This window comes from Myxococcus sp. AB025B, from assembly GCF_006518215.1.
Lineage (GTDB): Bacteria > Myxococcota > Myxococcia > Myxococcales > Myxococcaceae > Myxococcus > Myxococcus fulvus.
This window is the reverse complement of the sequence record NZ_SRLW01000143.1, coordinates 1-25,188: the sequence shown is the minus strand read 5'-3', so window position 1 is coordinate 25,188 and position 25,188 is coordinate 1. Positions and strand designations below refer to the sequence as shown.

At 70.3% G+C, this 25,188-nt stretch carries 16 protein-coding genes; 8 read left to right on the top strand and 8 right to left on the bottom strand.

Annotation, left to right across the window (positions count from 1 at the left end; translation table 11 throughout):
* Window positions 1-329: 329 nt before the first annotated feature.
* Together FL311_RS23320 and FL311_RS23315 are read left to right on the top strand one after the other, a co-directional pair.
* Window positions 330-551 carry a hypothetical protein gene (locus FL311_RS23320; RefSeq protein WP_141328042.1) on the top strand — a complete coding sequence of 74 codons (222 nt, stop codon included), beginning with the start codon at window positions 330-332 and terminating at the stop codon, window positions 549-551.
* Between the two features lie 146 nt (window positions 552-697).
* Window positions 698-1,846 (top strand): mannosyltransferase family protein, encoded by a 1,149-nt coding sequence (locus FL311_RS23315; RefSeq protein WP_141328040.1) that lies wholly within the window; start codon window positions 698-700, stop codon window positions 1,844-1,846.
* A gap of 48 nt (window positions 1,847-1,894) precedes the next feature.
* Here the strand turns inward: FL311_RS23315 and FL311_RS23310 are convergent, their stop codons facing one another.
* The 6 genes from FL311_RS23310 to FL311_RS23285 all read right to left on the bottom strand — a co-directional run bounded on the left by FL311_RS23310 (window position 1,895) and on the right by FL311_RS23285 (window position 16,172).
* Window positions 1,895-10,129, bottom strand: coding sequence for an Ig-like domain-containing protein (locus FL311_RS23310; RefSeq protein ID WP_194869338.1), 8,235 nt, complete (start codon window positions 10,127-10,129; stop codon window positions 1,895-1,897).
* Window positions 10,130-10,556: 427 nt separating this feature from the next.
* Complete coding sequence (locus FL311_RS23305) at window positions 10,557-11,132, bottom strand: hypothetical protein (RefSeq protein ID WP_228557019.1); 576 nt, start codon at window positions 11,130-11,132, stop codon at window positions 10,557-10,559.
* 86 nt (window positions 11,133-11,218) lie between these two features.
* Complete coding sequence (locus FL311_RS23300) at window positions 11,219-12,349, bottom strand: hypothetical protein (RefSeq protein WP_141328038.1); 1,131 nt, start codon at window positions 12,347-12,349, stop codon at window positions 11,219-11,221.
* Window positions 12,350-12,384: 35 nt separating this feature from the next.
* Complete coding sequence (locus FL311_RS23295) at window positions 12,385-13,470, bottom strand: hypothetical protein (protein ID WP_141328036.1); 1,086 nt, start codon at window positions 13,468-13,470, stop codon at window positions 12,385-12,387.
* On the bottom strand, window positions 13,467-14,717 hold the full coding sequence (locus tag FL311_RS23290; protein WP_141328034.1) for a glycosyltransferase family 2 protein: 1,251 nt from the start codon (window positions 14,715-14,717) through the stop codon (window positions 13,467-13,469). Before FL311_RS23290 ends, FL311_RS23295 begins: the two co-directional genes overlap by 4 nt.
* A gap of 240 nt (window positions 14,718-14,957) precedes the next feature.
* A complete protein-coding gene (locus tag FL311_RS23285) occupies window positions 14,958-16,172 on the bottom strand; it encodes a phosphatase domain-containing protein (protein ID WP_141328032.1) in 1,215 nt (404 codons plus the stop codon).
* Between the two features lie 82 nt (window positions 16,173-16,254).
* Here FL311_RS23285 and FL311_RS23280 point away from each other — a divergent pair, with 82 nt between their 5' ends.
* Window positions 16,255-17,061 (top strand): 4'-phosphopantetheinyl transferase superfamily protein, encoded by an 807-nt coding sequence (locus FL311_RS23280; RefSeq protein ID WP_141328030.1) that lies wholly within the window; start codon window positions 16,255-16,257, stop codon window positions 17,059-17,061.
* Here the strand turns inward: FL311_RS23280 and FL311_RS23275 are convergent.
* Window positions 17,033-17,818, bottom strand: a complete 786-nt coding sequence (locus FL311_RS23275) for a thioesterase II family protein (RefSeq protein WP_141328028.1) — start codon at window positions 17,816-17,818, stop codon at window positions 17,033-17,035. The genes FL311_RS23280 and FL311_RS23275 overlap by 29 nt on opposite strands.
* Before the next feature lie 165 nt (window positions 17,819-17,983).
* Between FL311_RS23275 and cysD the strand changes: the two genes are divergently transcribed.
* Genes cysD through cysC form a run of 3 tightly spaced genes read left to right on the top strand, consistent with a single transcriptional unit; the run spans window position 17,984 to window position 20,704 of the window.
* A complete protein-coding gene (gene cysD, locus FL311_RS23270; RefSeq protein WP_141328026.1) occupies window positions 17,984-18,889 on the top strand; it encodes a sulfate adenylyltransferase subunit CysD in 906 nt (301 codons plus the stop codon).
* A complete protein-coding gene (locus tag FL311_RS23265; protein ID WP_141328024.1) occupies window positions 18,889-20,145 on the top strand; it encodes a sulfate adenylyltransferase subunit 1 in 1,257 nt (418 codons plus the stop codon). The genes cysD and FL311_RS23265 overlap by 1 nt, the downstream gene beginning before the upstream one ends.
* A 7-nt stretch (window positions 20,146-20,152) precedes the next feature.
* A complete protein-coding gene (cysC, locus tag FL311_RS23260) occupies window positions 20,153-20,704 on the top strand; it encodes an adenylyl-sulfate kinase (RefSeq protein WP_046714122.1) in 552 nt (183 codons plus the stop codon).
* A 7-nt stretch (window positions 20,705-20,711) separates the two neighbouring features.
* Here the strand turns inward: cysC and FL311_RS23255 are convergent, their stop codons facing one another.
* Window positions 20,712-22,298, bottom strand: coding sequence for an MBL fold metallo-hydrolase (locus FL311_RS23255; protein WP_141328022.1), 1,587 nt, complete (start codon window positions 22,296-22,298; stop codon window positions 20,712-20,714).
* A gap of 216 nt (window positions 22,299-22,514) precedes the next feature.
* Here FL311_RS23255 and FL311_RS23250 point away from each other — a divergent pair, with 216 nt between their 5' ends.
* On the top strand, window positions 22,515-23,720 hold the full coding sequence (locus FL311_RS23250) for a PLP-dependent aminotransferase family protein (RefSeq protein WP_141328020.1): 1,206 nt from the start codon (window positions 22,515-22,517) through the stop codon (window positions 23,718-23,720).
* A 970-nt stretch (window positions 23,721-24,690) separates the two neighbouring features.
* Window positions 24,691-25,188, top strand: a 498-nt coding sequence (locus tag FL311_RS23240) for a peptidyl-prolyl cis-trans isomerase (protein ID WP_141328018.1), incomplete at its 3' end; no start/stop codon positions are given.

Sequence of the window (25,188 nt, the reverse complement as noted above, 5' to 3'; positions counted from 1 at the left end):
GAGGAAGGCGGGGTGGGGCCTCCCTGGGGACGGAAGGCTTCACCGGCTCGGGGACCGACGCGGGGGTGGACACGGGCGGAGGCGAGGCGCGGGTCAACTCCTGTCGCACCAACGCCGCCGCGCAGAGCGAGACCGCCAGCCCGGTGACGGCAATCCATCCACCTCGTCCTCGCATGACGCGGACCTCCGAGCGCTTCGTGGGCGCGACGGTCCACGGTACCACCGCCCTGAACGAGGCAGACAGGCGCCCCTGTATATTTCCAGGGAGAGCGCGTCGTCAGCGCACTCACTGGCCACGAGTCCCCCTGGCCACATCCCCCGGAGCTGACATGTCTTCGCGCGCCTTCGTCGCGTCCCTGGTCGCGTTCTCCCTCACGGGCTGCGCCGGCATGGTCGTCACCACGACCAAGACGGGGCTCGATGGAAAGACGGTCGTCACCAGCTCGGACCCCGCGGAGCAGGCGCGCATCGACGCCCACGCGAGGCGGTGGCCGGGCGAGGCGGCCAAGAACGGCCCCAAGCTTGCGCCACAGGCGGCCGCCCAGGAATAGGCAGACAGGTGTGCCTCCCACAAGGACTGACGCGGGCGGCTTCGGACTAGAGGTGGCTTGCTTCCGCGCGGAGCGGAGGCGCTGCCATGGGGGCCGGAGTGGGGTAGGGTGTCGCCCCTTCTCGCACCTCGGGATTCCTCGACCGCATGTCCACGGACGTTCCTGTCACCGAAGAGGCCGTGCGTCCCGCGCCCTGGCGGGTGAGACTCCGGGCCCTGGGCTCGGAGCTGGCGTTCCCCGTCAGCCTCTTCTTCTTCAGCCGGCTGGCGTTGTTGCTGCTCGCGCGGGTGTCGCTGGTGTTCGACAACCGGCTGCACCGCCCACCGTTCCAGCAGACCGGCCCGGCGGGACTGGATGCGTTCTGCCGCTGGGACTGCGGCTGGTACACGGAGATCGCCCGGCAGGGTTATGAGCGCCCCCAGGCCACCAACTTCTTCCCGCTGCTGCCCATGCTGGGGCGGCTGGTCCATGAGGCGACAGGGCTGAGCATCCAGGTGTCGCTGGTGCTGGTGGCCAACGTGGCCGGGCTGCTCGGGCTCATCGTCCTGTACCGGCTCTTCCGCGCGCTCGAGGACGAGGACACGGCCCGCGCGGCCCTGCTGGTCTTCACCGCCTATCCGTTCGCCTTCTTCCAGTCCGCGGGCTACCCGGAGTCGTGGATGGTGTTCCTCACCGCGCTCGCGGTGCTGCTCAGCGTGCGAGGGAGACACTGGTGGGCGGCGCTCGCGCTGGGCTTCGGCGGACTGTCACGTCACCTGTCCCTCGTGGCGGGGCTCTCGCTGCTCTATCAGCAGCTGCGCTCCCGAGGCGGCGGGCTCAAGGCGTGGTTCCACCGCGACCTCCTGGCGCTCGCCGTGCCGCTGGTCGTGACGTCGCTCTACTTCGTCTTCCTGGCGTGGAAGTTCGGCGACCCGCAGCTGTGGTGGAAGGTCCGCGCTGGCGAATGGTCGGGCGCGTGGTCGGGGCTCGGGACGTGGTGGCTCCGAGATGACTGGGCGCCCGAGGTCAGCCTCTACGTGGCGGTGTCCTTCATCCCGGGCGTGGGGGCGCTCCTGCTCACGCGTCGTCGCCAGTGGTGGCCGCTGGCCGCGTTCGGCATTCCGTTGATGCTGGTGCTGTGGACGGTGGGCCTGGTGGGCCTGGGGCGCTACAGCGCGGCCGTGTGGCCCGCGTTCCTGCCGCTGGGCGCGTGGCTCGCGCGCCGGCCCGCGCTGCGAGGGCCCGTGGTGCTGGGCCTGGCCCTGTTCCAGGGCATGCTCGTGTTCCTCTTCGTGCACTCCTATCCCATCAACTGACGTCGAGGGCCCCGGTGGCGCATGGCCGCCGGAGCCCTCGGTGGCTCGTCAGTCGCGACGCGTCCGGCGACGCAGCGGCAGGGCGAGGAGCAGCAGGGCCAGCGGCGCGAGCGTGGCCGCGCCGCCGGTGCTGCAGCCGCCTCCGGCGATGAGGAAGTCGTCATTGCCGTCCAGCGGGTTCGAGCCGTCGGCGACCTCCACGCCGTCACTGGCGCCGCCCCCATCCGTGTCGGGGTTGTTCGGGTCCGTCTCGCCCGGGTCGACGCGGCCGTTGTGGTTCGCGTCCTCCACGCCGTCCGGCAGGCCATCCCCGTCCGTGTCCGGATTGAGCGGATCCGTGGGGTTCTCGCCCTTCACCTCGATGCCGTCGGGCAGGCCGTCACCATCCGTGTCGGGGTTGTTCGGGTCCGTCTCCCGCGCGTCGACGCGGCCGTTGTGATTGGTGTCCTCCTCGCCATCCGTCAGCCCGTCGCCATCCGTGTCCGGGTTCTTCGGGTCGGTGGTGGTGCTCGGGTCCTCGTCCGGACGGAAGTTCGGCGAGGTCTGGTCCGTGTGCGGGTGCGCCGTCTCGCGCGTCACGCCCAGCTCCGTGCCGTCCAGCACGCCGTCGTTGTCGCTGTCCGGGTCCAACGCGTCGATGAGGCCGTCCCCGTCCGTGTCGGTGATGCCATCCACGCCGTCCGGCACCCCGTCGGAGTCGGAGTCCGCGTTGCGCGGGTCGAGGCCGAGCGCGAGCTCCGTCGCGTCATCGATGCCGTCCATGTCGGAGTCGACGTCGTCGGGGGCGAAGAGCGGGTCCGTCTCGCCGGCATCGACGCGGCCGTTGTGGTTGGCGTCCTCGATGCCGTCGCGCACGCCGCCGCCATCCGTGTCGGGGTTGAGCGGGTCCGTCTTCGTCGAAGGGTCCGCGTCCGGCGTGAAGCGCGCCGGGGCCGTGTCGGTGCCCTGCGGCTCGGTGAGGCCCAGCTCCAGGCCATCCGTCAGCCCGTCGCCGTCCGTGTCCGCCTTCTTCGGGTCCGTCTCGCCGTCATCGACGAGGCCGTTGTGGTTGGCGTCCTCGTTGCCATCCAGGAGACCGTCGTCATCCGTGTCGTCATCGAGCGGGTCCGTGCCCGCGACCTTCACCTCGATGCCGTCCGGCAGACCGTCGCCGTCGGTGTCGGCGTTGTTCGGGGCCGTGCCGAGCGCGAGCTCCTCCGCGTCCGTCAGACCGTCACCATCCGAGTCGGCCGTGATGACCCACGCGTAGGAGGCCGGCGAGCCATCCACGTTGCCCGCGGCGTCCACCGCGCGCACCTCCAGGGTGTGTGCCCCGAGCGCCAGGTTCGTGAAGGCCGCGGGATTGGTGCACGGCGTCCAGTCCGCGCCGTCCAGGCTGCACTCGAAGGAGGAGCCGGGCTCGGTGGACTCGAAGACGAACGTGGCGTCGGCGGGCGCCTCCGTGAGCGGCGGACCACTGACGATGCGCGTGTCCGGCGCCTGGGTGTCCACCGTCCACGTGTACGAGGCGGGCGTCGGGTCCACGTTGCCGTCCTCATCCTTCGCGAGGACCTCCAGCGTGTGCTCGCCGTCGGTCAGGTCCGTCAGCTCGGACGGGTTCTGGCACTCGCCGAAGGGCGCGCCGTCCAGGCTGCACTCGTACGTCACCGGGGACTCGTCCGAGCTGAATCCGAAGGTGGCCGAGGACTGACGCGTCAGCGTGGGCGGCGTCTGGGTGAACGCAGTCTGCGGCGGCTCGGCGTCCACGGTGAACGTGTGGACGACCGGCGTGCTGGTGTTGCCCGCCTCGTCCGTCGCGCTGACGGAGACGGTGTGCGAGCCCTCGCCGAGCGGCGCGCTCCCCGTCAGCGTCCACATACCCGAGCCATCCACCTCGAAGGTGCCCAGCACCGCGCCGTCCACCGTCACGGTGACGGTGCTGCCCGGCTCCGCCGTGCCCGAATACGTCACCGTCGCGACGCTCGACACCGAGCCATCCGCCGGCGTGTCGATGTCCACGGCGGGCGCCTGGGTATCCACCGTCCACGTGTGCTCCGCGGGCGTCGCGTCCACGTTGCCCGCCGCGTCCACCGCGCGGACCGCGAGGGTGTGGGCGCCGTCCGCGAGGCTGTCGAACGTCTCCTGGGCGGAGCACGTGAGGAAGGCCGCGCCGTCCAGGCTGCACTCGAAGTTCACCGGCGACTCGTTCGAGGAGAAGACGAAGGACGCGGAGGCCACGTTCGTCAGGGCCTCGGGACCGCTGTCGATGGCCGTGTCCGGGGCCGTCGTGTCCACCGTGAAGGTGACGCTCGTCGGCCCGCTGGTGTTTCCCGCGGCATCCGTGGCGGTGACGACCGCCGTGTACGTGCCGTCGCCCAGCGACACGGGCGGCGTGAAGGTCCACCCACCGGCGCCATTCACGGGGATGGGACCGTAGGTCGTCCCTCCCACCGTCACCATCACCGACGTCGCGTCCGTGGCCGTGCCCGTGAGCGTCACGACGCCGTCATCCAGCACCGCGCCCTGGGCGGGCGACGCGATGAGCGGAGCGGCCGGCGGCGTCAGGTCCACCGTCCACGTGTACCCGGCGGGCGTGGGGTCCACGTTGCCCGCGGCGTCCACCGCGCGCACCGTCAGGGTGTGCTCGCCCTCGGCGAAGCCCTCGAACAGGACCGGGCTGGTGCAGGCGACGTACGTCGCGCCGTCCACGCTGCACTCGAAGGTTGAGCCCGGCTCGCTGGCGGCGAGCTCGAACGTGGCCTCCACGGCGCGGGTGGGCGAGTCCGGACCGGACACGATGAGCGTGTCCGGCGCAGTGGTGTCCACCGTCCAGGTGTGGGTCGCGGGCGTCGCGTCCACGTTGCCCACCGCGTCCACCGCGCGAACACGGAGCTGGTGCTCACCATCCGCGAGCCCCGTGTAGCTCACGAGGGAGGTGCAGGCCACATAGGCCGCGCCGTCCAGGCTGCACTCGTAGCCGGCCGCACCGCCCTCGGAGCGCAGCTCGAAGGTGGCCGAAGTCTCACGGGTGAGCGCGTCCGGGCCGGACTCGATGAACGTCTCCGGCGGCGTCAGGTCGATGGTGAAGCCGTGCGACGTCGCATCGGAGGTGTTGCCCGCGGCGTCCACCGCGACGGCCGTGAGCGTGAGGGGGCCTTCGGGCTTCGCGGTGGGGAAGGTGAAGGTCCACGTGCCGGACGACGTCACGGAGATGGGGCCGTAGGTGGCGCCGTTCACCTCCAGGTAGACCTGACTGTCTGACGCGGCCGTGCCAGTGATGGTGGGCGTCGCGGTGCCCACCGTGCCGCCATTCGCCGGCGAGACGACGACAGGAGCCTGGGGCGCCTGCAGGTCCACCGTCCACGAGTACGTCGCGGGCGACGGGTCCACCGTGCCCAGGGCGTTGACGGCGCGGACCGCGAGGACGTGGGTGGCCTCGGAGAGGCCGGTGATGCTCAGCGGGCTGGTGCAGGGCGTGAAGGCCGCGCCATCCAGGCTGCACTCGAAGGAGACGCCGCCGTTCTCCATGCGGAGCGCGAAGGTGGCCGCGGTCTCGCGCGTGAAGGTCGCGGGGCCGGAGTCGATGAACGTCTCCGGCGTGGACAAGTCGATGTCGAACCCGTTGGACGCCGTCTCGCTGGTGTTGCCGGCGGAGTCCGTCGCGGTGGCCTCCACCGTGTGGGGACCCTCGCTCAGCGCGGTCGGGCTGGGCAGGCTCCACTCGCCGTCGATGTTGGCCGTCACCGTGCCAATCACGTCCCCGTCCACCTCCACCGTCACTTGCGCGAAGGGCTCGGCGGTGCCGGTGTAGACGGGCGTCGCGGTGGCGATGGTGGTGCCGTCCGCTGGCGTGGTGATGACCGGCGCGTCGGGAGCCACCGTGTCCACGGTGAACTCGGAGGGCGCGCTGTCGTCACTCACGTTGCCCGCGGCATCGGTGGCCGTCGCCGTGGCCGTGTGGAGCCCCTGGCCCAGGTCCACGACGGGGGTGTACGTCCAGCGGCCCTGGGCATCCACGGGCGCGGTGCCCAGGACGATGCCATCCACGCTCACCGTCACCAGCGTACCCGCCGTCCCCGTGCCGGAGATGACCGGGCGCTGCGTGGGCACCACGACGCCGTTGGCGGGCGTGTCGATGACGGGCGCGTCCGGCGCCGTCGTGTCCACGGTCCAGGTGTACGTCGCGGGCGAGGCGTCCACGTTGCCCGCAGTGTCGCGAGCGCGGACCGCCAGGGTGTGGCTGCCTTCCGAGAGGCCCGTGAAGGTGCGGGGGTTGGAGCAGGTGATGAACGTCGCGCCGTCCAGTGAGCACTCATACGTCACCGGGTCCGAGTCGCTGCCGAAGCCGAACGTGGCGGAGGTGGCGTTGGTGATGGAGGGCGGGGTGCTGGTGAACGTCGTGGTGGGCGCCACGGTGTCGACGGTCCACGTGCGGGTGGCCGGCGTCGGGTCCACATTGCCCGCGCTGTCACGGGCGCGCACAGTGAGCGTGTGGCTGCCCTGGGACAGGTCGTCGAACGTCACGGGGTTCGAGCAGGCGACGTACGTGGCGCCGTCCAGCGAGCACTCGAAGGTGACGCCGGACTCCGTGCTGTCGAAGCCGAACGTCGCGCTGTCGCTGTTCGTCAGGCCGGAGGGCCCGCTGGCGATGCTCGTGTCCGGCGTGGTGGTGTCCACCGTCCACGCGTACGTCGCGGGCGTCAGGTCCACGTTGCCCGCGCTGTCACGCGCGCGCACCGCCAGGGTGTGCGCACCGTCCGAGAGGCCGGGGAAGGTCTGCGGGGAGGCGCAGGTGGCGAAGGTCGCGCCGTCGAGCGAGCACTCGTACGTCACCGGAGACTCGGTGGCGCTGAAGGTGAACTGAGCGTTCGCCTCGGCGGAGACGCTCGGCGGGCCGCTGACGATGGTCGTGTCCGGCGCGATGGTGTCCACCGTCCACGTGCGCGTGGCCGGCGTCGCGTCCACATTGCCCGCGGCATCCACGGCGCGAACCGCGAAGGTGTGCGAGCCATCCGCCAGGTTCGAGAGCGACGTCGGGCTGGTGCACGCGGTGAACGGTGCCCCGTCGAGCGAGCACTGGAACGTCTGAGGGCTCTCGGTGGACGTGAAGGTGAACGTCGCGCCGGTGTCCGAGGTCGTCCCCGCCGGGCCGCCCGAGAGGGTGGTGTCCGGCGCGGTGGTGTCGATGGTCCACGTGTAGACGGCGGGCGTGGGGTCCACGTTGCCCGCCGAATCCACCGCGCGGACCTCCAGGGTGTGGCTGCCTTGGGCGAGCGCCGGGAAGCTCTGCGACGCGGAGCACGCGGTGAACAGCACCGCGCCATCCAGGCGGCACTCGTAGTTCACGCCGCTCTCGTTGGAGCTGAACTGGAAGTTGGCCACCGCCGAGTTGGACTCGGCCGGGGGCGTGCTCGCGAAGGAAGTGTCGGGGGCCACCGTGTCGACGGTCCACGTGCGGGTGGCCGGCGTCGCGTCCACGTTGCCGGCGCTGTCACGCGCGCGGACCTGTAAGGTGTGGCTGCCCTGCGACAGCCCCGTGTACGTCATCGGGTCCGTGCAGCCGGTGAAGGTCGCACCATCGAGCGCGCACTCGTACGTCACGCCGCTCTCGTTGGAGTCGAAGTCGAACGTCGCCTCGGTGGAGGCCGTCGTCCCGGATGGGCCGCTGACGATGGTCGTCTCGGGCGCCACGGTGTCCACCGTCCACGTACGCGTGGCCGGCGTCCCATCCACGTTGCCCGCGCTGTCACGCGCGCGGACCGCCAGCGTGTGGTTGCCCTGGGACAGGTTGTTGAACGTCGCGGGCGAGGTGCACGCGGCGAACGTCCCACCGTCCAGGCTGCACTCGAAGAGCGCGGGCGTCTCCGTCGAGGTGAAGGTGAACGTGGCGCTGTTGGAGTTGGTCGTCCCCGTCGGGCCCGAGGTGATGCTGGTGTCCGGCGCCACGGTGTCCACGGTCCAGGTCCGGCTGGCGGGCGTGGCGTCGAAGTTGCCCGCGGCGTCCACCGCCCGCACCTGCAAGGTGTGGCTGCCCTGCGACAAGCCAGGGAAGGTCACCGGGTCGGTGCACGCCGCGAAGGGGGCGCCGTCCAGCGAGCACTGGTACGTCACCGCGAGCTCGTTGGAGGTGAAGTCGAACGTCGCGCTCGCGCTGTTCGTCAGGCCGCTCGGGCCGCTGACGATGGTCGTGTCCGGTGCCACGGTGTCCACCACCCAGGTGCGACTGGCGGGCGTCGGGTCCACGTTGCCGGCCGCATCCCGGGCCCGCACCTGGAACGTGTGGGAGCCCTGGGCGAGCCCCGTGTAGCTGGTGGGCGAGGTGCAGGCCGTGAAGGCCGCGCCGTCCAGGCTGCACTCATACGTCACGCCGCTCTCGTTGGAGTTGAAGGTGAAGCTCGCGCCCGTCGCCGCCACCGTGCCCACGGGGCCGGTGAGGAGGCTCGTGTCGGGCGCGGCGGTGTCGGTGGTGAAGCTCAACGTGGTGGCGGGGCTGGTGTTGCCGGCCGGGTCGCTCGTGGTCACCGTGGCGGTGTGTGAGCCGTCGGGGAGCGCGCTGCTCGTGCAGGACCAGGCGCCCGTGGTGGGGTGGGCCGGAGCGGTGCAGACGACCACGCCCCCAATCACCACGCTGACGGTGCTGCCGGGCTCGGCCGTGCCGGCGAACACGGGTTGGTTCGTCCCCAGGGTGCTCCCGTTCGAGGGCGCCGTCACGACGGGCGCGGGCGGCACGGACACGACGATGTTGGTGGGGCCGGTGGTGCTGGGGGACGGGGAGCTGCTCGCGGAGCTGGCCGGCGCGCCGCGCTCGCCCTGGGCCGTGATGGTGGCCTGGTTGGCGATGACGCCGGAGGCCGCGGGGTTCACCACGGCGCGGAAGCGGATGCTGGTGCTCTGGTTGAGCTGCAGGCTGCCACCCAGTGTGCTCGTCGCGCCCGTGCCCAGCCGCACCGTGATGACGCCCGTGGGGCTGACCTCGCCCACGTCGTCGCCCTGGATGTCGGTGAGGGGGCCCGCGTTGGGGCCGGTGAGGATCTCGAGCGAGCCCGGGACATAGGCGAGCTGGGCGGGGAGCGGATCCTGGAGGACGGTCTCGATGCTGACGTCGTCACCGGTGTTCGTGGTGACGATGGTGTAGTCGATGAGGTCTCCGCCGCGCAGCGAGCCGTCCGCGCGCGGACTCACCGCCGTGGCCGTCTTGTACGTGTTGGTGAAGTCCGGGCGCAGCGTGGCGATGGACGTCGCGAAGGCGCCGAGGATGTACGAGTCACCCGAGGACGTCGCCGTGACGCTCATGGACGTGGCGCCACCGGAGACGTAGTTGGTGATGTCCACCACGTCCATGTCCACGCCGGACATGCTCGCCGAGGCGCCCGTCAGCCGGGGCAGGTCGTCGGCGTGGCTCGCGGGCGTGCCGAGCACCGAGCGCGTGCTGTTGAAGAAGTTGTTCACCGGGTTGGCGCCGTCGGAGATGTTGCTGCCGTTGACGCGGAACTGGTCGCCCGTGCGCGTCGCGTCGCCCTCGAAGGCCAGCACGCCCAGCTTGGCGTCGAAGCCCGAGCTCGGCACGTTGAAGCCAGACAGCGTCACCGTCTGGGGATTGCCATTGCTGACGTAGTCCATGCCGTCGAACAGGGTCAGGTTGCGGATGGGCGAGTCCGGGTGGCGGTAGAACACCACCAGCGCCCAGGCGCTGAACGTGTCCGTGCTGTTGACGCTGGCGAGGGGCGCGGAGTCGACGTCGCTCACCTCGTAGACCCCCGAGCCGTTCGTGGCGACCAGGGTGGTGACGTCTGTGGAGGACTCGTAGATGTAGCGGCCGCTCGGCGCGTAGCTGTGCGAGACATCCGCGGTCAGCATCTGCGTGAAGACGCCGGGCCGGCCGAACTCGGCGGTGGTGTCCGGCGTCAGGGCGTTGGTGCTGGTGGACAGGTGCGCGGCCCAGTACAGGCGCGCGTACGTCACCACCGCGCCCGGGGGGATCACCAGCGCCGCCCGGCTGCGCGCCTGCGTGGCCGTCACCGACGTGTTCGCCTGGGCCACGCCCGACTGGAGGGTCCAATAGACATCCACCGCGTCATCGGAGGTGTTCGAGCCGCAGTTCCCGACGGTTCCCACCACCGGCCCGGGGACGTTGGGGGCGCAGTCGTGGGCGAGCGTGTTGCCCACCATCAGCAGGTCGCCGCGCTGGTCCGCCGTGTGTCGAAGCACCGGCGCCGCCAGCGCCTGGCCCGCGAAGGCGGTCATCAGCAGCGGCAGCACCCAGTGCGTTCGCGACGCGGCGCCGCGAGTGGAGTTCGTGGACATGGTGGAGATCCCTGAAGACGCGGGGGGAGGGAGCGGATGAGCGAGGTCCTCGAGGACCTGGAACTGGACGCCACGAGCCCGGGAATCGCCGGGGGGCATGGAATCCCAGTCAGCGATGGCTCGCCGGGGGGACGGCTCGGACGCGGGGGTGGCTCGCTCTGTCACGGACCGTCGAAAAAGCAACCGGGGTGCCAGCGTGAAACACAGGATTCACGGCTGGGTAGTCGGTTTTCGAGGCCGCGTGAAACACATGCTCGAAGTGTCTGTCTGGGAGCTGGATCCAGATTCTGGAATCCGGACGGGCGTGTTTCAGCGGGGCCGCGAGGGCGCGGAGAGTGGATGTCTGGGATTGCTGTTTCGCGGCGAGCGAAATCACGCGTCGTGTCGACACGCGCAGCAGCGGATCCGCTGGCACGCATCGGCAGGGTCAATGTCGACGCGGGGCCTCCGGAGGTGGGACGCGCAGCTGGAGCGTGAGGCGCACGTTGTCCGAGCGGAGCCCCACCGGGCCATCGAAGGAGAAGGCCTCGGCAGGCAGCGCTCCCTCCCACGCCAGGATGTCATCGGCCCAGACGCGCAAGGTGGGGCGGGTGAGCTCGACGCGCAGCACGTGCTCTCGTCCCCAGGCGGGCGCGCCGAGCGCGACACGGCGGGTGGGGCGCACGGTGACATAGCCTGAGTTCCCGCAGTCGGCGCTGCGGTGCAGGTCCGGGTTGCGCTTGTAGTTGACGACGAGGCCGGGCTTCGGCGTGAAGCGCCACATCACGTACACCACGTTGCAGCCATCCAGGGCGCGCAGCTTGAGGCCCACCTGCTGGCGCTGTGCTCCGGACTGCAACGCGCGCTGCTCCTCGGATGGGGCGTGGGGCGTGAAGCGCAGCTCGGCCCGCGAGGAGTCGGAGCCCGGGAGGATGGCTCGCAGCCGCGCGCCGTCCACGTCGAGCCGGCCGTCGGGCCGCCGCCGGGTCGCCCCCTCCGTCACCTTCAGCTGGCTCGGTGGCAAGGGCTTGTCCGCCGTCCTGGGCGCGGCAGCGAGGGCTCCTGACCCCAGGCACGTCACCAGGAGCCACGTGCGCGCGCGGGTCCGCCTCAGGGCCCGGTGTTCCCGAGGAACGAGGTGAGCGCCTCCACATGGGCCGTCAGGTAGGCCTGCTCGGCGCGAAGCCTCGCCAGCTCCAACAGGAGGTAGTCCCGGAAGCGGCGAATCTCTCGCGTCTGCAGCGCCTCCACGTCGCGCAGCTGGCCCTCCAGGTCCGTCACCAGCGCGGAGACCTCGCGCAGCCGGGCCTCCTCCGTCCTGTGCCGGGAGCGCAGCTCCACCAGCAGCTCGGAGACCTGCTGGTCCATCCCCTCCACGTCATGCAGCGTCGCGCGGCGGCGGCCGTCGCGCGCGCGGGCGTTCGCCTTGCCCTGCCACAGGTGGCCCAGATCGTACGTGAGCATGACCTGCCCGAAGAGCGGTACGTCCTGGTCCACGTCGAAGACCTCGTCGTACCCGCCGCGCACGCTCAGTTGCCAGGCGCGGGCTCGACGCAGGCCTCCGGCGGCGGACTCCACCGCGTCATCGGCCGCCCGGAGCTCCTCCAGCAACGTCTCCAGCCGCTGCCCTCGGGCGAAGGCGGGACGGGCGGCCAGCCGCTCCCGCGCAAGCGCCGTGTCCGTGCTCAGCGAGCGCAGGTGGTCCAGCCGCACCTGGACGGCGTTGAGCTCCTCGAGCGTCGCGCGGCCTTGCTTGAGGTCGTCGCGCAGCGCGGTGACGAGCGCCTCCGCGCGGGGCAGGGCGTCCTGGAGGACCCGGGCACGGGCCTCCAGCGCCGAGTCCTCGCCCAGCCCCGAGCCCTGGCGCACCGCCGCCTGGAGCGACGAGAGCGCCTGGTAGCGCCGGCACTCCGCCGCCGCGCGCCGGTGGATGGTGCGTCCGCGGTACAGGCCCACGAAGTCGTAGCTCAGGCCCGCGGTGACGCGCAGCTTGGGCTTGCCCAGGGCGGTGCCGCCCTCGGCCTCGCCGGTGTTCACCGCGCCGAAGCTCCCGAACACCTCCGGCGCCAGCTCCAGCGCGGCCTCCGCGTCACCCATCCCCTGGACCCAGTCGCAGTAGCCCGCGGAGCGCTCCTCCAGGCGAGCGTCCGGCGTGGTGGCCTCGGGCGTCGACTGGGCCCAGGAGACGGGAGTTCGCGCGGCGAGCAACAGCAGCGCGCCGCAAGTCAGGCTCTTCCGCATGGGACTTCTCCACCGTGTCGTCATGGGCGCGCGGCTCACAGCACCAGGGGCGCGCGGCCCAGGTGCAGCAGGTCCTCCCGGGCCGACGCGGCGTCCGTGAGCTTCAGCTCCACCATCACCCCGCGCAGCATGTGCTGACGGATGGGGTGCTTGATGGAGACCTCGCCCTCCAGCACCCGCCCCACCACGCCCACCTCGCGGCACCAGACGACCTTCAGGGCGCAGGCGAACAGGGGCGCGCCCTCCGCCGCGTTGCCCAGGTTCTCGTACGGCACGAAGGCCACCGTCAGGTCCTTCTCGATGGCGCGCAGGTACGGCGAGGCCTTGAGCGACGCGATGAGCGCCTCATAACGCTGGGCCACGTCGTCGAGCGCCTTCGCGTCGTGCTCCAGGCTGCGCAGCGTCGCCTCCGCGCGCGCCTGCTCCAGCATCGAGTGCGTGTACTCGCGCTCCAGCAGCAGCACATCCGACGTCATCCCGTCCGGCGTGCCGTCCTGCACCGCCGTCAGCCCCGCGATCTCACGGTGGATGCCCTCCACCCGCGTCTCCAGGTCCACCGTCGTCTGCGCCAGCGACAGGTTGCTCTGCGCCAGCTGCGCCAGGTGGTGGTTGAGGGTGAGCTTGTCCTCTTGTTGCAGGAGCCGGGCGCCGTACAGCGCATCCGTGCGCGCGCGGGACAGGCCCGCGTAGGCGCGGTTTGACTCGAGGATCTCCTTGCGCGCCTCCTGGTACTCGCGGCGCAGCGTGGACAGGCGCCTGGCCGTGCGGTCCTTGGAGGCGCGCTCGCCGCGCAGGGCGACCAGGAAGCGCTGCTGGAACGAGCGCTCCGCGGCCACGGTGCGCTGCGCGTCCGTCATCCGGTTCTCCACCGCGCGCTTCTCCGCGAGCACATGGTCCCGGGACGACGTCTGCGCGGCGAGCTGGGTGTTGAGCGTGAGGATCTGCGGGTCGGTGGGCGATATCACCGTCGGCGTCGCCCAGGAGTGGCTCAAGAGGAAGAAGCCCTGCACCGACAGGAACGAGATGAGGGCCGTGAGGATGAGACCCAGCAACACCGAGCCCATCATCTTGTAGAGCGAGACGGCCACGGCGTTGATGCGATTGGCGACGCGTTGGTTCATGGAGAGCCCTCACCAGCGGGGTCGGTCGGAAGCTCGCCGCGGTTGGCTGCGGGACTGGGGGCCGGCGCGGCGCTGGGACTGCCCCGCGTCTCCCAGCTGCCGGAGTCCAGGGTCAGCAGCGCCAGCGGCGTGAACAGCGCGTACGTGACCGGCATCAAGAGAGCCATGGGCAGGAAGCACGCCCCATGCACCCGTCGTTCTTCAGGCAGGTGCCGCGTCTCCAGCCGGTAGATGATTCCCAGGAGGCCGATGACCAGGAAGTGGAACGCGAGGATGTCCATGAACTCACCCGTCAGGACGTTGTGGACGATGACGACGGGGTAGGCGAGCAGCAGCGCGAGCTGCGACACGTAGTGGATGGTGATGACCGGGTGCAGCCGCCACGCGTGGGACAGGCCGCCCAGCAGGTCCACCAGGTTGGAGCGCCGCCACCGCAGCTGCTGGGAGAAGTAGCCCGCGAGCGTCGCCGGCGCGGCGGTGAAGCAGAACGCGTCCAGCGTGTAGACCGTCTCGTAGTCGTGCTTGACGATCTGCCGCGTGAGGAAGCGGTCCTCGCCGTACTTGATGGGCACGCCCGCGATGGCGCGCGCCTCCAGGATGGGCTCCAGCTCCAGGAGCACGTCGCGGCGGTACGCGGTGAGGCAGCCCGACAGGCACATCACCTGACGGAAGCTGCGCTCCAGGTCCTTGAGCCACTGCTGGGCGAAGTGGAACTTGATCTCCACCATGCGCGTCAGCCAGTTCTGGTGGCGGTTCGTCACGTAGGTGCGGCCGCCCACCGCGGCGATGCGCGAGTGCGTGAAGCGGCGCACCAGGTGGCGCACGGCGGCGCGGTCCACGATGACGTCCGAGTCCACCGAGACGATGATCTCCGCGTCCACCGCGGCCTTCACGCCCCGGTTGATGCCCTTGCGCTTGCCCAGGTTCTCCGGGTTGCGCATCACGAGCACGTTGGGGTGGCCCTCGGCGGCCTTCATCGCCCACGCGTAGCTGTCATCCTTGGAGCAGTCGTCCACCACGACGATCTGCAGCAGCTCGCGGGGATAGTCCTGCTCCAGCAGGCTGCGGACGGCCTGGAAGATGCCCTGGCCCTCGTTGAAGAGGGGGATGACGATGGCGACCCGCGGCCGGTACGACTCGTCCACCTGGTCGATGCTCCGGCCCCGCACGCGGCGCAGGAACGGCCCCAGGATGTAGCGGTTCATCAGCACGACGATGAACAGCAGGTGGATGGGAAAGAGCTCCATCAGACCCCGCCCCCCATCACGCCACCCTCCCTCGCCACGGGGGGCGCTCCGCCCCTCGGCCCCCATGAGGGAGCGGTGGGAAAGTTGGCGATGCGGGGGCCCGCGCCAACTGCCCCCAGGGACGGTGGAAGGGGATTGCCCACCGGAGCGCGCGCGCGCCCCAGCGGCCGTCCGGAACAGGTCAGCCGGCCCGCCCCCGCGTCGAGGGGCGCTTCCGCCAGCCGACGCTCCCTCGGGACGTCAGTGCGCCGCGGGCGGCGAGGGCGACGTCAAGGCATCCGCGCGTTGCAGGTCGCGCAACAGCTCCGTCTTGCGCGCGTCACGCTGGGCCGCGGAGGTGAAGGCGATGCCCTCCATGGACTCGCGCGCCGCCAGCGCCACGCGGGCCAGGCCATCCCGGGAGATGAGGCCCACCGCGAACGCGTCCACCGCCGCGCCCACGTAGGTGTCGAAGAAGTGGATGCGCTTGTCGCGCCACGCCCGCCGCGTCGTCTCCGGCGTGTCCACCACGTCGTGGATGAAGACGGCGTGCACCGCCTCCGGCGCGTGCTGGAGCATCCTGTCTCCGAACTCCACGTCGCCCTGGCCGCTGTCGCCCACGAAGACGAAGCTGTACTCGGGGAAGCAGCGCAGGTAGCGCAGGAAGTTGTCGAACTTCTTCGTGGCGATGCGCGAGTTGCCCAGGAGGTGCGTGAGGCTGCCGGACAGCACCACGTGCGGCGGAACGCCGTGCTTGCGCAGGCTGTCGAACGTCAGGTTCTCCACCGCGCCCAGTGGGTCCATGGGGCGCGCGGTGACGAAGGTGAGGTCGCCCTCTCGCCCGGGGATGATGCCCGGCCCCCGGTCCAGCTCCGCGTAGAAGGCGAGCACGCCCGGGTACACCGTCTTGGGCGGGTACCGGCTGTCCTTGAGGTTGGCGTAGAAGGTGTCGTCGATGTCGCTGAGCACCTTGCTCTCGCCGCTGGGCGCCAGGCGGGCCTCGTGCTGGATGTGGCCGAGGATCTCCTCGCGCAGCGCCACGTTGTCCACGTCGTCGAAGAGCAGCTTCTCCAGGTCCTGGTGGTTGTTGCCGGCGTCGAGCAGGTTCTTGAACGCCGTCAGCTCACGGCCCCGTACGCCGAGGAACAGATCCTTGATGCACTGCTCGGCGGTGTAGGGCGTGCCTCCCTTCTGGATGGCCGTCACCAGGCTGGCGCGCACGGGCAGCGCCAGCTCCTGCGCCCGCTCCCGGCACAGCAGCTTCATGAGGACGGTGTGGTGGTCCGGGCCGAAGACGCGGTCGTCCAGATCGCCGAGGAGCGACTCCAGGTCGACGTTGGCCAACAGGTAGTTCAGCTCGGCGGGCGTCGCGTCACCGAGCAGGTCCAGGATGCGGCGCTCCTCGCTGGCGTCGGTGTGGCCGGCCATGAGCGTGCGCAGGGTCTCCAGCTTCTTCGTGGCGGCGTGTGGATCCATGTGGCTCCCCCCGTCCGGCGCGAGGCCGGCCTGGACCCGGGGAGCCTACGCGGGGGCGGGGTGGGCGTGGTAGAGGAGGCACATGTCGACTGTCGCGCCGCTCGAGCTGGGTCCGGACGAAGTCCACGTGTGGATTGTCGAACCCGAGCGCATCCTGGAGCGCCACCTCCTGGACGCGTACTGGGGCCTGTTGGACTCGGCCGAGCGCGAGAAGCAGCAGCGCTTCCGCTTCGAGCGCCACCAGAAGCAGTACCTGGTGAGTCACGCGCTGGTGCGCCTGACGCTGTCGCGCTACGCGCCGGTGCCGCCCACGGCGTGGAGCTTCTCGACCAACGCCTACGGGCGGCCGGAGATTCGCGGTGAGCACGGCGCCCGGCTGCGCTTCAACCTGTCCCACACCGACGGCATGGCGCTGGTGGCGGTGGGGCTGGACGCGGAGCTGGGCGCGGACGTGGAGGACGCGGAGCGCAAGGGCGAGACGGTGGAGATCGCCGACAGCTTCTTCGCCGCGCCCGAGGTCGCCGCGCTCAAGGCGCTGCCCGAGAGCGAGCAGCGCGGCCGCTTCTTCGAGTACTGGACGCTCAAGGAGTCCTACATCAAGGCCCGGGGCGCGGGCCTGTCCCTGCCGCTGGACCAGTTCGCCTTCCACCTGGAGGCGGGCAGGGAGCCGCGCATCTCGTTCGATGCACGCATGAAGGACACGCCGGAGACGTGGCGCTTCATGCAGCTGCGCCCTTCCGCGCGTCACCAGGCGGCGGTGGCGATGCGGCGGCCGTGGGACCAGCCGTTCCGTGTGCGCTGGCAGTTCACCGTCCCGCTGGCGTCGGATGCGCCGCCCCGGTTCGAGGCGGCGCGGGGCCTCACGCCGGGGTCGACATCCACCGGGTGAGGTCCTCGCCCAGCGCGGCGAGCAGCGCGGCCTGCTGCGCGCGCAGGAAGAAGTGGCCGCCCTCGAAGTGACGGATGCGGAAGTCCGGGCTGCGCGTCTCCTCGCGCCACGTCTCCAGCCGGGCGAGCGACACGTGCTTGTCCGCGGTGCCGCCCATGACGGAGATGGGCACGTCGAGCTTCACGGGGGAGACGCCGTTCTCCCACCACGCGAGCGCGAAGTCCGCGCGCAGCGTGGGCACCAGCAGCTCCAGCAGCTCGCGGTGCTGCAGAATCTCTTCGGGTGTGCCGTCGTAGCGGCGCAGCTCCTCGATGAATTGCTCCTGCGGCAGGTGGTGGATGGGCTTGCGGTCCGACTCGCGTGGGGCGCCGGACGCGGCCAGCACCAGCCCGCGGGGCATGGGGCCGTTGCGCGCCTGCAGCCGCCGGGTGAGCTCCAGGGAGATGCGCGAGCCCATGCTGTAGCCGAAGAAGGCGAAGGGCTTGTCGAGCAGCGGCGCCAGCACCGGCAGCAGCGTGTCCACCAGCGCGGGCAGGCTGTCGAAGGGCTTCTCCATCAACCGGCGCTCTCGGCCGGGCAGCTGCACCGCGCACAGCTCCACGCCCGGCGGCAGGCCCCCCTGCCAGCCGCTGTAGATGGAGGCGCTGCCGCCCGCGAAGGGCAGGGCGAACAGCCGCAGCCGGGCGTCCGGCAGGGGCTTGCGGGAAGGAAACCAGCGTTCGGGGGCGTTCGGATTCGGGGTGGGCGCACTGGGCATGACGGTACGGTTCTGTCGCACAGCCGAGGAAAACGGGTCAAGCCCTGGCCACTTCGAGCCCGCTGAAGACTTCCACCCCGTGTACATACCTGCCTTGTTACGCGCGTATTCCGTGAATGAGTGGACTGGCGGGACTCCGCGCGAGGCGTGCTAGCGTTTTCTCTCGTGAGCTACGAGCTTTCGCACCTGGACGCCCTCGAGGCGGAGTCGGTGTTCATCCTCCGGGAGGTGGTCGCCGAGCTGGACAGCCCGGTGCTGCTGTTCTCCGGCGGCAAGGACTCCGCGGTGATGCTGCACCTGGCGGTGAAGGCCTTCGCGCCGGCGCCGCTGCCATTCCCCCTCATGCACGTGGACACCGGGCACAACTTCCCGGAGGTGCTCGCGTACCGGGACGCGCGCGTGGCCGAGCTGGGCGCGAGGCTGCTGGTGGCGTCCGTGCAGGAGGCCATCGACGCCGGGCGGGTGGCGGAGGAGAAGGGGCCCCGTGCCTCGCGCAACCGGGCGCAGACGGTGCCGCTCTTGGAGGCCATCGAGAAGCACCGCTTCAACGCCGTGTTCGGCGGCGCGCGCCGGGACGAGGAGAAGGCGCGCGCGAAGGAGCGGGTGTTCTCCTTCCGCGACGAGTTCGGCCAGTGGGACCCCAAGCACCAGCGCCCGGAGCTGTGGAGCCTGTACAACGGCCGCCACCGCCGGGGTGAGCACCTGCGCGTCTTCCCGCTGTCCAACTGGACGGAGCTGGACGTGTGGCAGTACATCGCCCGCGAAGGTGTGGCGCTGCCCTCCATCTACTTCAGCCACCGGCGCGAGGTGTTCCGTCGGGACGGCATGTTGATGGCGTGGTCCCCGTACCTGCCGCTGCTTCCGGGTGAGGAGGTGACGACGGCGGCGGTGCGCTTCCGCACGGTGGGCGACATGACGTGCACCGCGTGCGTGGAGTCGGAGGCGGTGAAGGTGGAGGACGTCATCTCGGAGATTGCCGCCTCGCGCGTCACGGAGCGGGGCGCGAGCCGCGCGGACGACAAGTTCAGCGAGACGGCGATGGAAGACCGCAAGCGCGAGGGGTACTTCTAGTGGAACTGCTACGCTTCGCGACCGCGGGCTCCGTCGACGACGGCAAGAGCACCCTCATCGGCAGGCTGCTCCACGACACGCGCTCGATTCTCGAGGACCAGCTGGCCGCGGTGGAGCGCACCAGCCGCGCGCGCGGGGACGAGTACGTCAACCTGGCGCTGCTGTTGGACGGGCTCAAGGCCGAGCGCGAGCAGGGCATCACCATCGACGTGGCGTACCGCTACTTCGCCACGGCCAGCCGCAAGTTCATCATCGCGGACACGCCCGGGCACCTGCAGTACACGCGCAACATGGTGACGGGGGCGTCCACGGCGGACCTGGCGCTCATCCTGGTGGACGCGCGCAAGGGCGTGCTGGAGCAGACGCGGCGCCACGCGTTCCTCGCGTCGCTCCTGCGCGTGCCGCACCTGGTGCTGTGCGTGAACAAGATGGACCTGGTGGGCTTCGACGCGGCCGTCTTCGAGGCCATCCGCGAGGAGTTCCGCCAGTTCTCCATGAAGCTGGACGTGACGGACCTGACGTTCATCCCCATCTCCGCGCTGGGCGGGGACAACGTGGTGGCGCGCTCGGAGAAGATGCCCTGGTACCAGGGGCCCACGCTGTTGCACCACCTGGAGAACGTGCACATCGCGTCGGACCGCAACCTCATCCACGTGCGCTTCCCCGTGCAGACGGTCATCCGGCCCATGTCGTCGAGGTTCCCGGACTACCGCGCGTACGCGGGGCAGGTGCTGGGCGGGGTGCTCAAGCCCGGCGACGAGCTGATGGCGCTGCCCTCCGGGTTCACCACGCGCATCCGCTCGCTGGACCTGGCGGGGCGGGAGGTGGCGCAGGCGTTCCCGCCCATGTCCGTGAATGTGTCGCTGGCGGACGAGCTGGACATCAGCCGGGGTGACCTGCTGTGCCGTCCGGGCAACCCGCCGCACGTGGGGCAGGACCTGGACGCGATGGTGTGCTGGCTGGCGGAGGGCGTGTCGCTGCAGACGGGCTCGCGGCTGGCGCTCAAGCACACGACGCGCTCGGTGCGCGCGCAGGTGAAGCAGCTGCACTACCGGCTGGACATCAACACGCTCAGCCGCGACGAGCAGAGCCCCCGGCTCGCGCTCAACGAGATTGGCCGGGTGACGCTGCGCACCACGGCGCCGTTGTTCTTCGACGCGTACCGCGACAACCGGCACACGGGCAGCTTCATCCTCATCGACGAAGCGACGAACGCGACGGTGGGAGCCGGGATGATCAACGGCCCCGCCGTGTGAGGTGCGCATGAACCGGCGGGGCTTCATCCTCTGGCTGACGGGCATGTCGGGCGCGGGCAAGAGCACGCTGTCGCGGGCGCTCAGGGAGCGGCTCTCCCCCGAGCGCGCCGTGGAGGTGCTGGACGGCGACGAGGTGCGCACGTGGCTGACGCGGGGCCTGGGCTTCTCGCGCGAGGACCGCGAGGAGAACGCGCGGCGCATCGGCCATGTGGCGCGGCTGCTCGCGCGGCACGGCGTGGGCGTCATCGTCGCGGCCATCTCCCCGTACCAGCGCTCTCGCGCGGAGGTGCGCGCGCTGGCGGCGGAGGCCCAGGTGGACTTCGTGGAGGTCTACATCGAGGCGCCCCTGGACGCGCTCATCACCCGCGACGTGAAGGGGCTCTACAAGAAGGCGCTGGCGGGGGAGCTGCCGCACTTCACCGGCGTCTCGGACCCCTACGAGGCCCCGGAGTCGCCGGACGTCACGGTCCGCTCGGCGACGGAGCCGGTGGAGGCGGGGGTGGAGCGCGTGCTGGACGCGCTCCGGGCGCGGGGCCACCTGTCACCCCGCGCCGCGTGAGCGCTCGCTAGAGCACGCGCTCCATGCGCACGTACGGGCGCTCGGCCTGGATGCCCTTGGCGCGGCAGTGCTCCAGGTACTTGTTGGACTCGATGAGCTGGGGCGCCGTCTCGTCGTAGACGAGGATCATCACGTGGCGCAGCCAGGGCTCCTGACCCATGGCGTAGACGTAGACCTCCTTGGGCGTCAGGTAGTTGGAGATCTCCGAGGCGCGGGCGCAGTCGGAGCCGTTGAGGCGCCGGGCCTGGTCCATCTTCCGGGGCAGCGGGTTGGTGAGCAGCGGGCCGTACATCCAGCTCATCGGGCCGCCCTCGCACTCCATGCCGAGGAAGAGGATGTCGATGGGCCCGATGATTTCGCGCAGGTGCTGGTACATCCGCGGCTCGAGCGCGTTGGAGTCCGCCGCCATCAGGATGGACTTGCCGCCCAGCCGCACCAGGTGCGCCGTCTTCGCCTGGATGGCCAGGTCACTGTGCTCGCCGATGAAGGGCAGGCCGGTGATGGAGCCGCCGGGGATTTGAATCTCCTGCAGGTCGTCGATCTCCACCACGTTCTTGAAGCCCGTGGCCTGGAGCATCAGCCGCAGCGAGGGGTCCGCCAGCGAGTTGCCGTTGTTGCGCGGGACGATGATGGTGCCCACGCGGTGACGCAGCTGGATGAGCGTCTCCATCATCAGGTGGTCGGCGTGGCCGTGGGTGATGACCACGTAGTCCACGTGCTCGGGCAGGTCCGCGTGGGTGTAGCGCGGCAGGTCCGTGGGGAACTCGTAGCTGATGACGGGGTCGGTGAGGATGCTCACCTCCTTGGTCTCCAGCAGCACGCAGGCGTGGCCGAAGTAGCGCACGCGCACGCCCTCGCCGTCATAGCGGGCGGCCTTGCGTGGCACCACGTCGGTGAACAGGTCCGCGAACGCGGCGGCGGCCTTGGACGGCACGCCGAGCATCTCCGCCACCTGGCCCGGGGAGCCCGGCGTGTGGCGCATGCGGAACAGCGCGTCCAGGCCCTCGTGACGGAAGGGCACGTTGAGCCAGATGGGCGTGTCCTCCTCCAGGCGCGGCGTGCTGAAGATGTACGGGCGCCAGTCGCCGTCCACCTGGGACAGCGTCACGCTCTGCGAGGACTCCTGGTAGAAGCGGCTCTTGTAGAGCAGGGGCTCGATGAAGCGGGCGCTGGCGCGGTTGCTCAGGTCGTACGTGAGCTCCACGTAGCCGCGCAGCAGGTCGGGCACCTTGGCGTAGAGCGCCTCGAGCGAGCCGCCGTTGTTGGGCGCGAGCAGTTGCTCCAGCTCGCCCACCGCCTTGGTGTAGGCGAGCATGTGGGCCTGCTCCTTCTGCGTGCGCTCCAGGAGCTCCTTCACGCGAGGGGCCTTGGCCGTGGGGTGGTTGATGAAGGGGCCGCCCATCAACATGGGGTTCTTCAGCGCGGCCACGTGCACGTCCGGGTTCGCGACGAAGGACTGCATCAGCTTCTGGTGCAGGTTCGTGACGAACAGGGGCGCGGTGGCCGGCGAGAGCAGGTACCACCACGCGTACCACTGGTTGTACAGCGGCTCGATCGCCACGTTGGGCTTGAGGTACATCGGTCGGTCCAGCATCGGTTCTCCAGGCGAGCTTCGATTATCGAGGAGGGCTCGGAGACTGGGAAGCCCCAGGTGACGGCTGGCCGCCCGCCGAGCGCGAGTGGGGCTCCGGGCCCACGCGGGGTGCGTCTTCTGGGTGTGGCTTCCTGCTCGCTCGGCTTTCCCGTGCGCTACGATTGCGGCGGAGTTTCAAGAGTGCGCAGGTTATGCGCGTCATCACGTGGAGACATCGTGAAGGCTCCGTCGAGTGTGGCCGAGTTGCCGGTGGCGTCGTGGGCGCGGGGGCTGGGGCCATCCGCCATCCAGGACATGTTGCAGAAGATCACGCGGCCGGGGGTGTACTCGCTGGCCCTGGGGTTGCCGGCGGCGGAGCTGTTCCCGACGGAGGGGATGGCGGAGGCGGCGGCGCGGGTGCTGGCGGAGGAGGGGCAGGCGTTGCAGTACTCGGCGACGCTGGAGCCCTTGCGCGAGCAGGTGGTGGCGCTGATGGCGAAGCGGGGCGTGCGGTGCTCGCCGGAGCAGGTGTTCCTGACGACGGGGGCGCAGCAGGGGATGAATTTGCTCGCGCGGCTCTTGTTGGAGCCGGGGCGGAGCGTGTTGTTGGAGGACCGGGTGTATTCGGGGTTCCAGCAGGTGCTCGCGCCCTACGACGTGCGTCGGGTTCCGGTGCGGCGGGATGCACGCACGGGGTTGGACCTGGATGGGATGCAGGCGCTGCTCGCGGCGGGTGAGCGGCCGGCGCTGTTCTACACGATGAGCGACGGGCACAACCCGCTGGGGACGAGCCTCGCGCGGGAGGCTCGGGAGCGGCTCGCGGGGCTGGCGCGCGAGTACCGGATGCCGGTCATCGAGGATGACGCGTATGGGTTCCTGCACTACGAGGAGGGTGGGGCGCTCGCGCCGGTGAGGGCGTGGGAGTCGGAGTGGGTGTTCTACGTCGGCTCGTTCTCGAAGATCCTCGCGCCGGCGCTGCGGGTGGGCTGGGTGGTGGTGCCGGAGTGGATGGTGTTCCGGCTGGCGACGGTGAAGGAGGCGAGCGACATCGACACGACGACCTTCCCACAGCGGATGGTGCTGGCGTTCCTCCAGTCGGGGCGATTGGAGGGACATCTGGCGACGCTGCGGCGGGAGTACCGGCTGCGGCGGGACACGTTGCTGAAGGCGCTGGAGACGCAGCTGCCGGCAGGGGCGACGTGGACGACGCCCACGAGCGGGATGTTCGTCTGGGTGGAGCTGCCGGAGGGCATGGACAGCACGGTGTTGCTGTCACGCGCGCTGGAGACCCAGCAGGTGGCGTACCTGCCGGGGCAGGCCTTCGCGGTGAGCGGTGGACGCTCGGCGTCGCATGGCCTGCGGTTGAACTTCTCCGCCTGCGCGCCGGAGCGGATCACCGAGGCGGTGCGCAGGTTGGGTGAGGTGCTGCGGGTGGGGTGCTGAGCCATCCCCTCATATGAAGCCAAGCGCTCCTCCTTCATCATGGGAATGGCTAGGTAATACATGCAGCCCTGCCGGAAGAGCGAGTAGGCGCGTGTCCCGTGTCAGCGCGCTCCTGGTTCCCCATCGTGCGTGCACCGGTCGATGACAGGACCTTGCTCGTCGAGAGCCTCGCGGGCCTGCCGGATTGCTTCTCAATGAAGCTCATCGTCCGCGCTGTCTCCAGCGAGTTCAGGATGCCGAGCTCGATCAGGGGCATGGAGGGCAGGAGCTCCTCCGCCTCATCTTCGGGAATCTCTTCGGCGATGTACCGGGTCAAACTGGCGAGAAGCTGAGTCTGATTCACGGCGCCGACCCCCATGAGAAGCCTGGGCCGACGTGTCGGCCGCGAAAGCCATCCTATCATGGACTGTCTTGAGAGGGATTGGGGGACCGCTGAACTGGCCCAATGCTTTCCGACGATGGCCGCCTCGCAAGTGGCTTGCTAGTTGCAGCGGAGCGCCTCTGTTGGGCCGTTCTAGCGTTCCCTGATGGCCTGGTTGGGGCTGGCGAAGTGGCTAACGACAAAAGACGAGGTTTGGGTCCGGTGGAGCCCTCGAGGACGAGGCCTTTGGGGCTCCCGAGTCCCGAAAGCAGGATGCAGAGTCCGGCGGTCGGGATGAGCATCCTTGCCCGGGCGGATTCGCTCAAACGGAGTTCACTTCGTGTATGGCTTCGGCATGCACTTGGCTGGTTGTGGCGCAAACCATGTGAGCAACCAACCCAGAGCGGCCTTGAATTAGCCCTGGCACCTGTCACAAGGTGCGCGTCCATTTGTCAGGTATCGAACTGCGATGGGCCGACGGGGAGCTTTCCTGAAATGACGAGATCGTGGAGGGGCGCGGCGCTTGTCGCATGGGCTCTTTGTGGGGCGTGCACGAAGCCTGCGCCCGAGCAGGGGGCGGAGACTGGCGGCACGGAAGCGGCCTCCCACGTGGTGGGCCGCTTTGACGGCGGCGTGGTGACGCAGGCGGAGCTGGCCGAGGAGTCGGCCCGGCTGCCCTCACCCCTGCGAGAGCAGTTCGAGCGTCCCGCCGGCCAGCGTGAGTTTGTGCGCTCCATGATCGACAAGCGCCTGTTGGCCCAGGAGGCCCGGGTCCGTGGTTTCCATCAGAAGCCGGAAATCAAAAAGCAATTGCAATCCCTGGAAGAACGCCTGGTCATCCAGGAACTGCTCGCGGCGGAGGAGAAGGCGGCGGGACGGCCGGACGAGCAGGTGCTGCGCGAGTACTACCAGCAGCACCGCGACGAGCTGGCCCAGCCCGAGCGCCTGCGGCTCGCGCGGGTGCAGGTGGTGGTTCCGCCCGCGGCGACGACGACGCAGCGCGCCCAGGCGAAGCAGAAGGCCGAGCGACTGGCGCAGCGACTGCGGTCCGGCGAGGCGCTGGAGAAGGTGGCGGCGGACGGGGATGGGCGCGGCGGGGAGCTGGGC

Bases quoted from the DNA above. Each gene is read 5' to 3' on its own strand.
- FL311_RS23320 (WP_141328042.1), top strand. From the start codon at position 330: ATGTCTTCGCGCGCCTTCGTCGCGTCCCTGGTCGCGTTCTCCCTCACG.
- FL311_RS23315 (WP_141328040.1), top strand. From the start codon at position 698: ATGTCCACGGACGTTCCTGTCACCGAAGAGGCCGTGCGTCCCGCGCCC.
- FL311_RS23310 (WP_194869338.1), bottom strand. From the start codon at position 10,129: ATGTCCACGAACTCCACTCGCGGCGCCGCGTCGCGAACGCACTGGGTG.
- FL311_RS23300 (WP_141328038.1), bottom strand. From the start codon at position 12,349: ATGCGGAAGAGCCTGACTTGCGGCGCGCTGCTGTTGCTCGCCGCGCGA.
- FL311_RS23295 (WP_141328036.1), bottom strand. From the start codon at position 13,470: ATGAACCAACGCGTCGCCAATCGCATCAACGCCGTGGCCGTCTCGCTC.
- FL311_RS23290 (WP_141328034.1), bottom strand. From the start codon at position 14,717: ATGGAGCTCTTTCCCATCCACCTGCTGTTCATCGTCGTGCTGATGAAC.
- FL311_RS23285 (WP_141328032.1), bottom strand. From the start codon at position 16,172: ATGGATCCACACGCCGCCACGAAGAAGCTGGAGACCCTGCGCACGCTC.
- FL311_RS23280 (WP_141328030.1), top strand. From the start codon at position 16,255: ATGTCGACTGTCGCGCCGCTCGAGCTGGGTCCGGACGAAGTCCACGTG.
- FL311_RS23275 (WP_141328028.1), bottom strand. From the start codon at position 17,818: ATGCCCAGTGCGCCCACCCCGAATCCGAACGCCCCCGAACGCTGGTTT.
- cysC (WP_046714122.1), top strand. From the start codon at position 20,153: ATGAACCGGCGGGGCTTCATCCTCTGGCTGACGGGCATGTCGGGCGCG.
- FL311_RS23255 (WP_141328022.1), bottom strand. From the start codon at position 22,298: ATGCTGGACCGACCGATGTACCTCAAGCCCAACGTGGCGATCGAGCCG.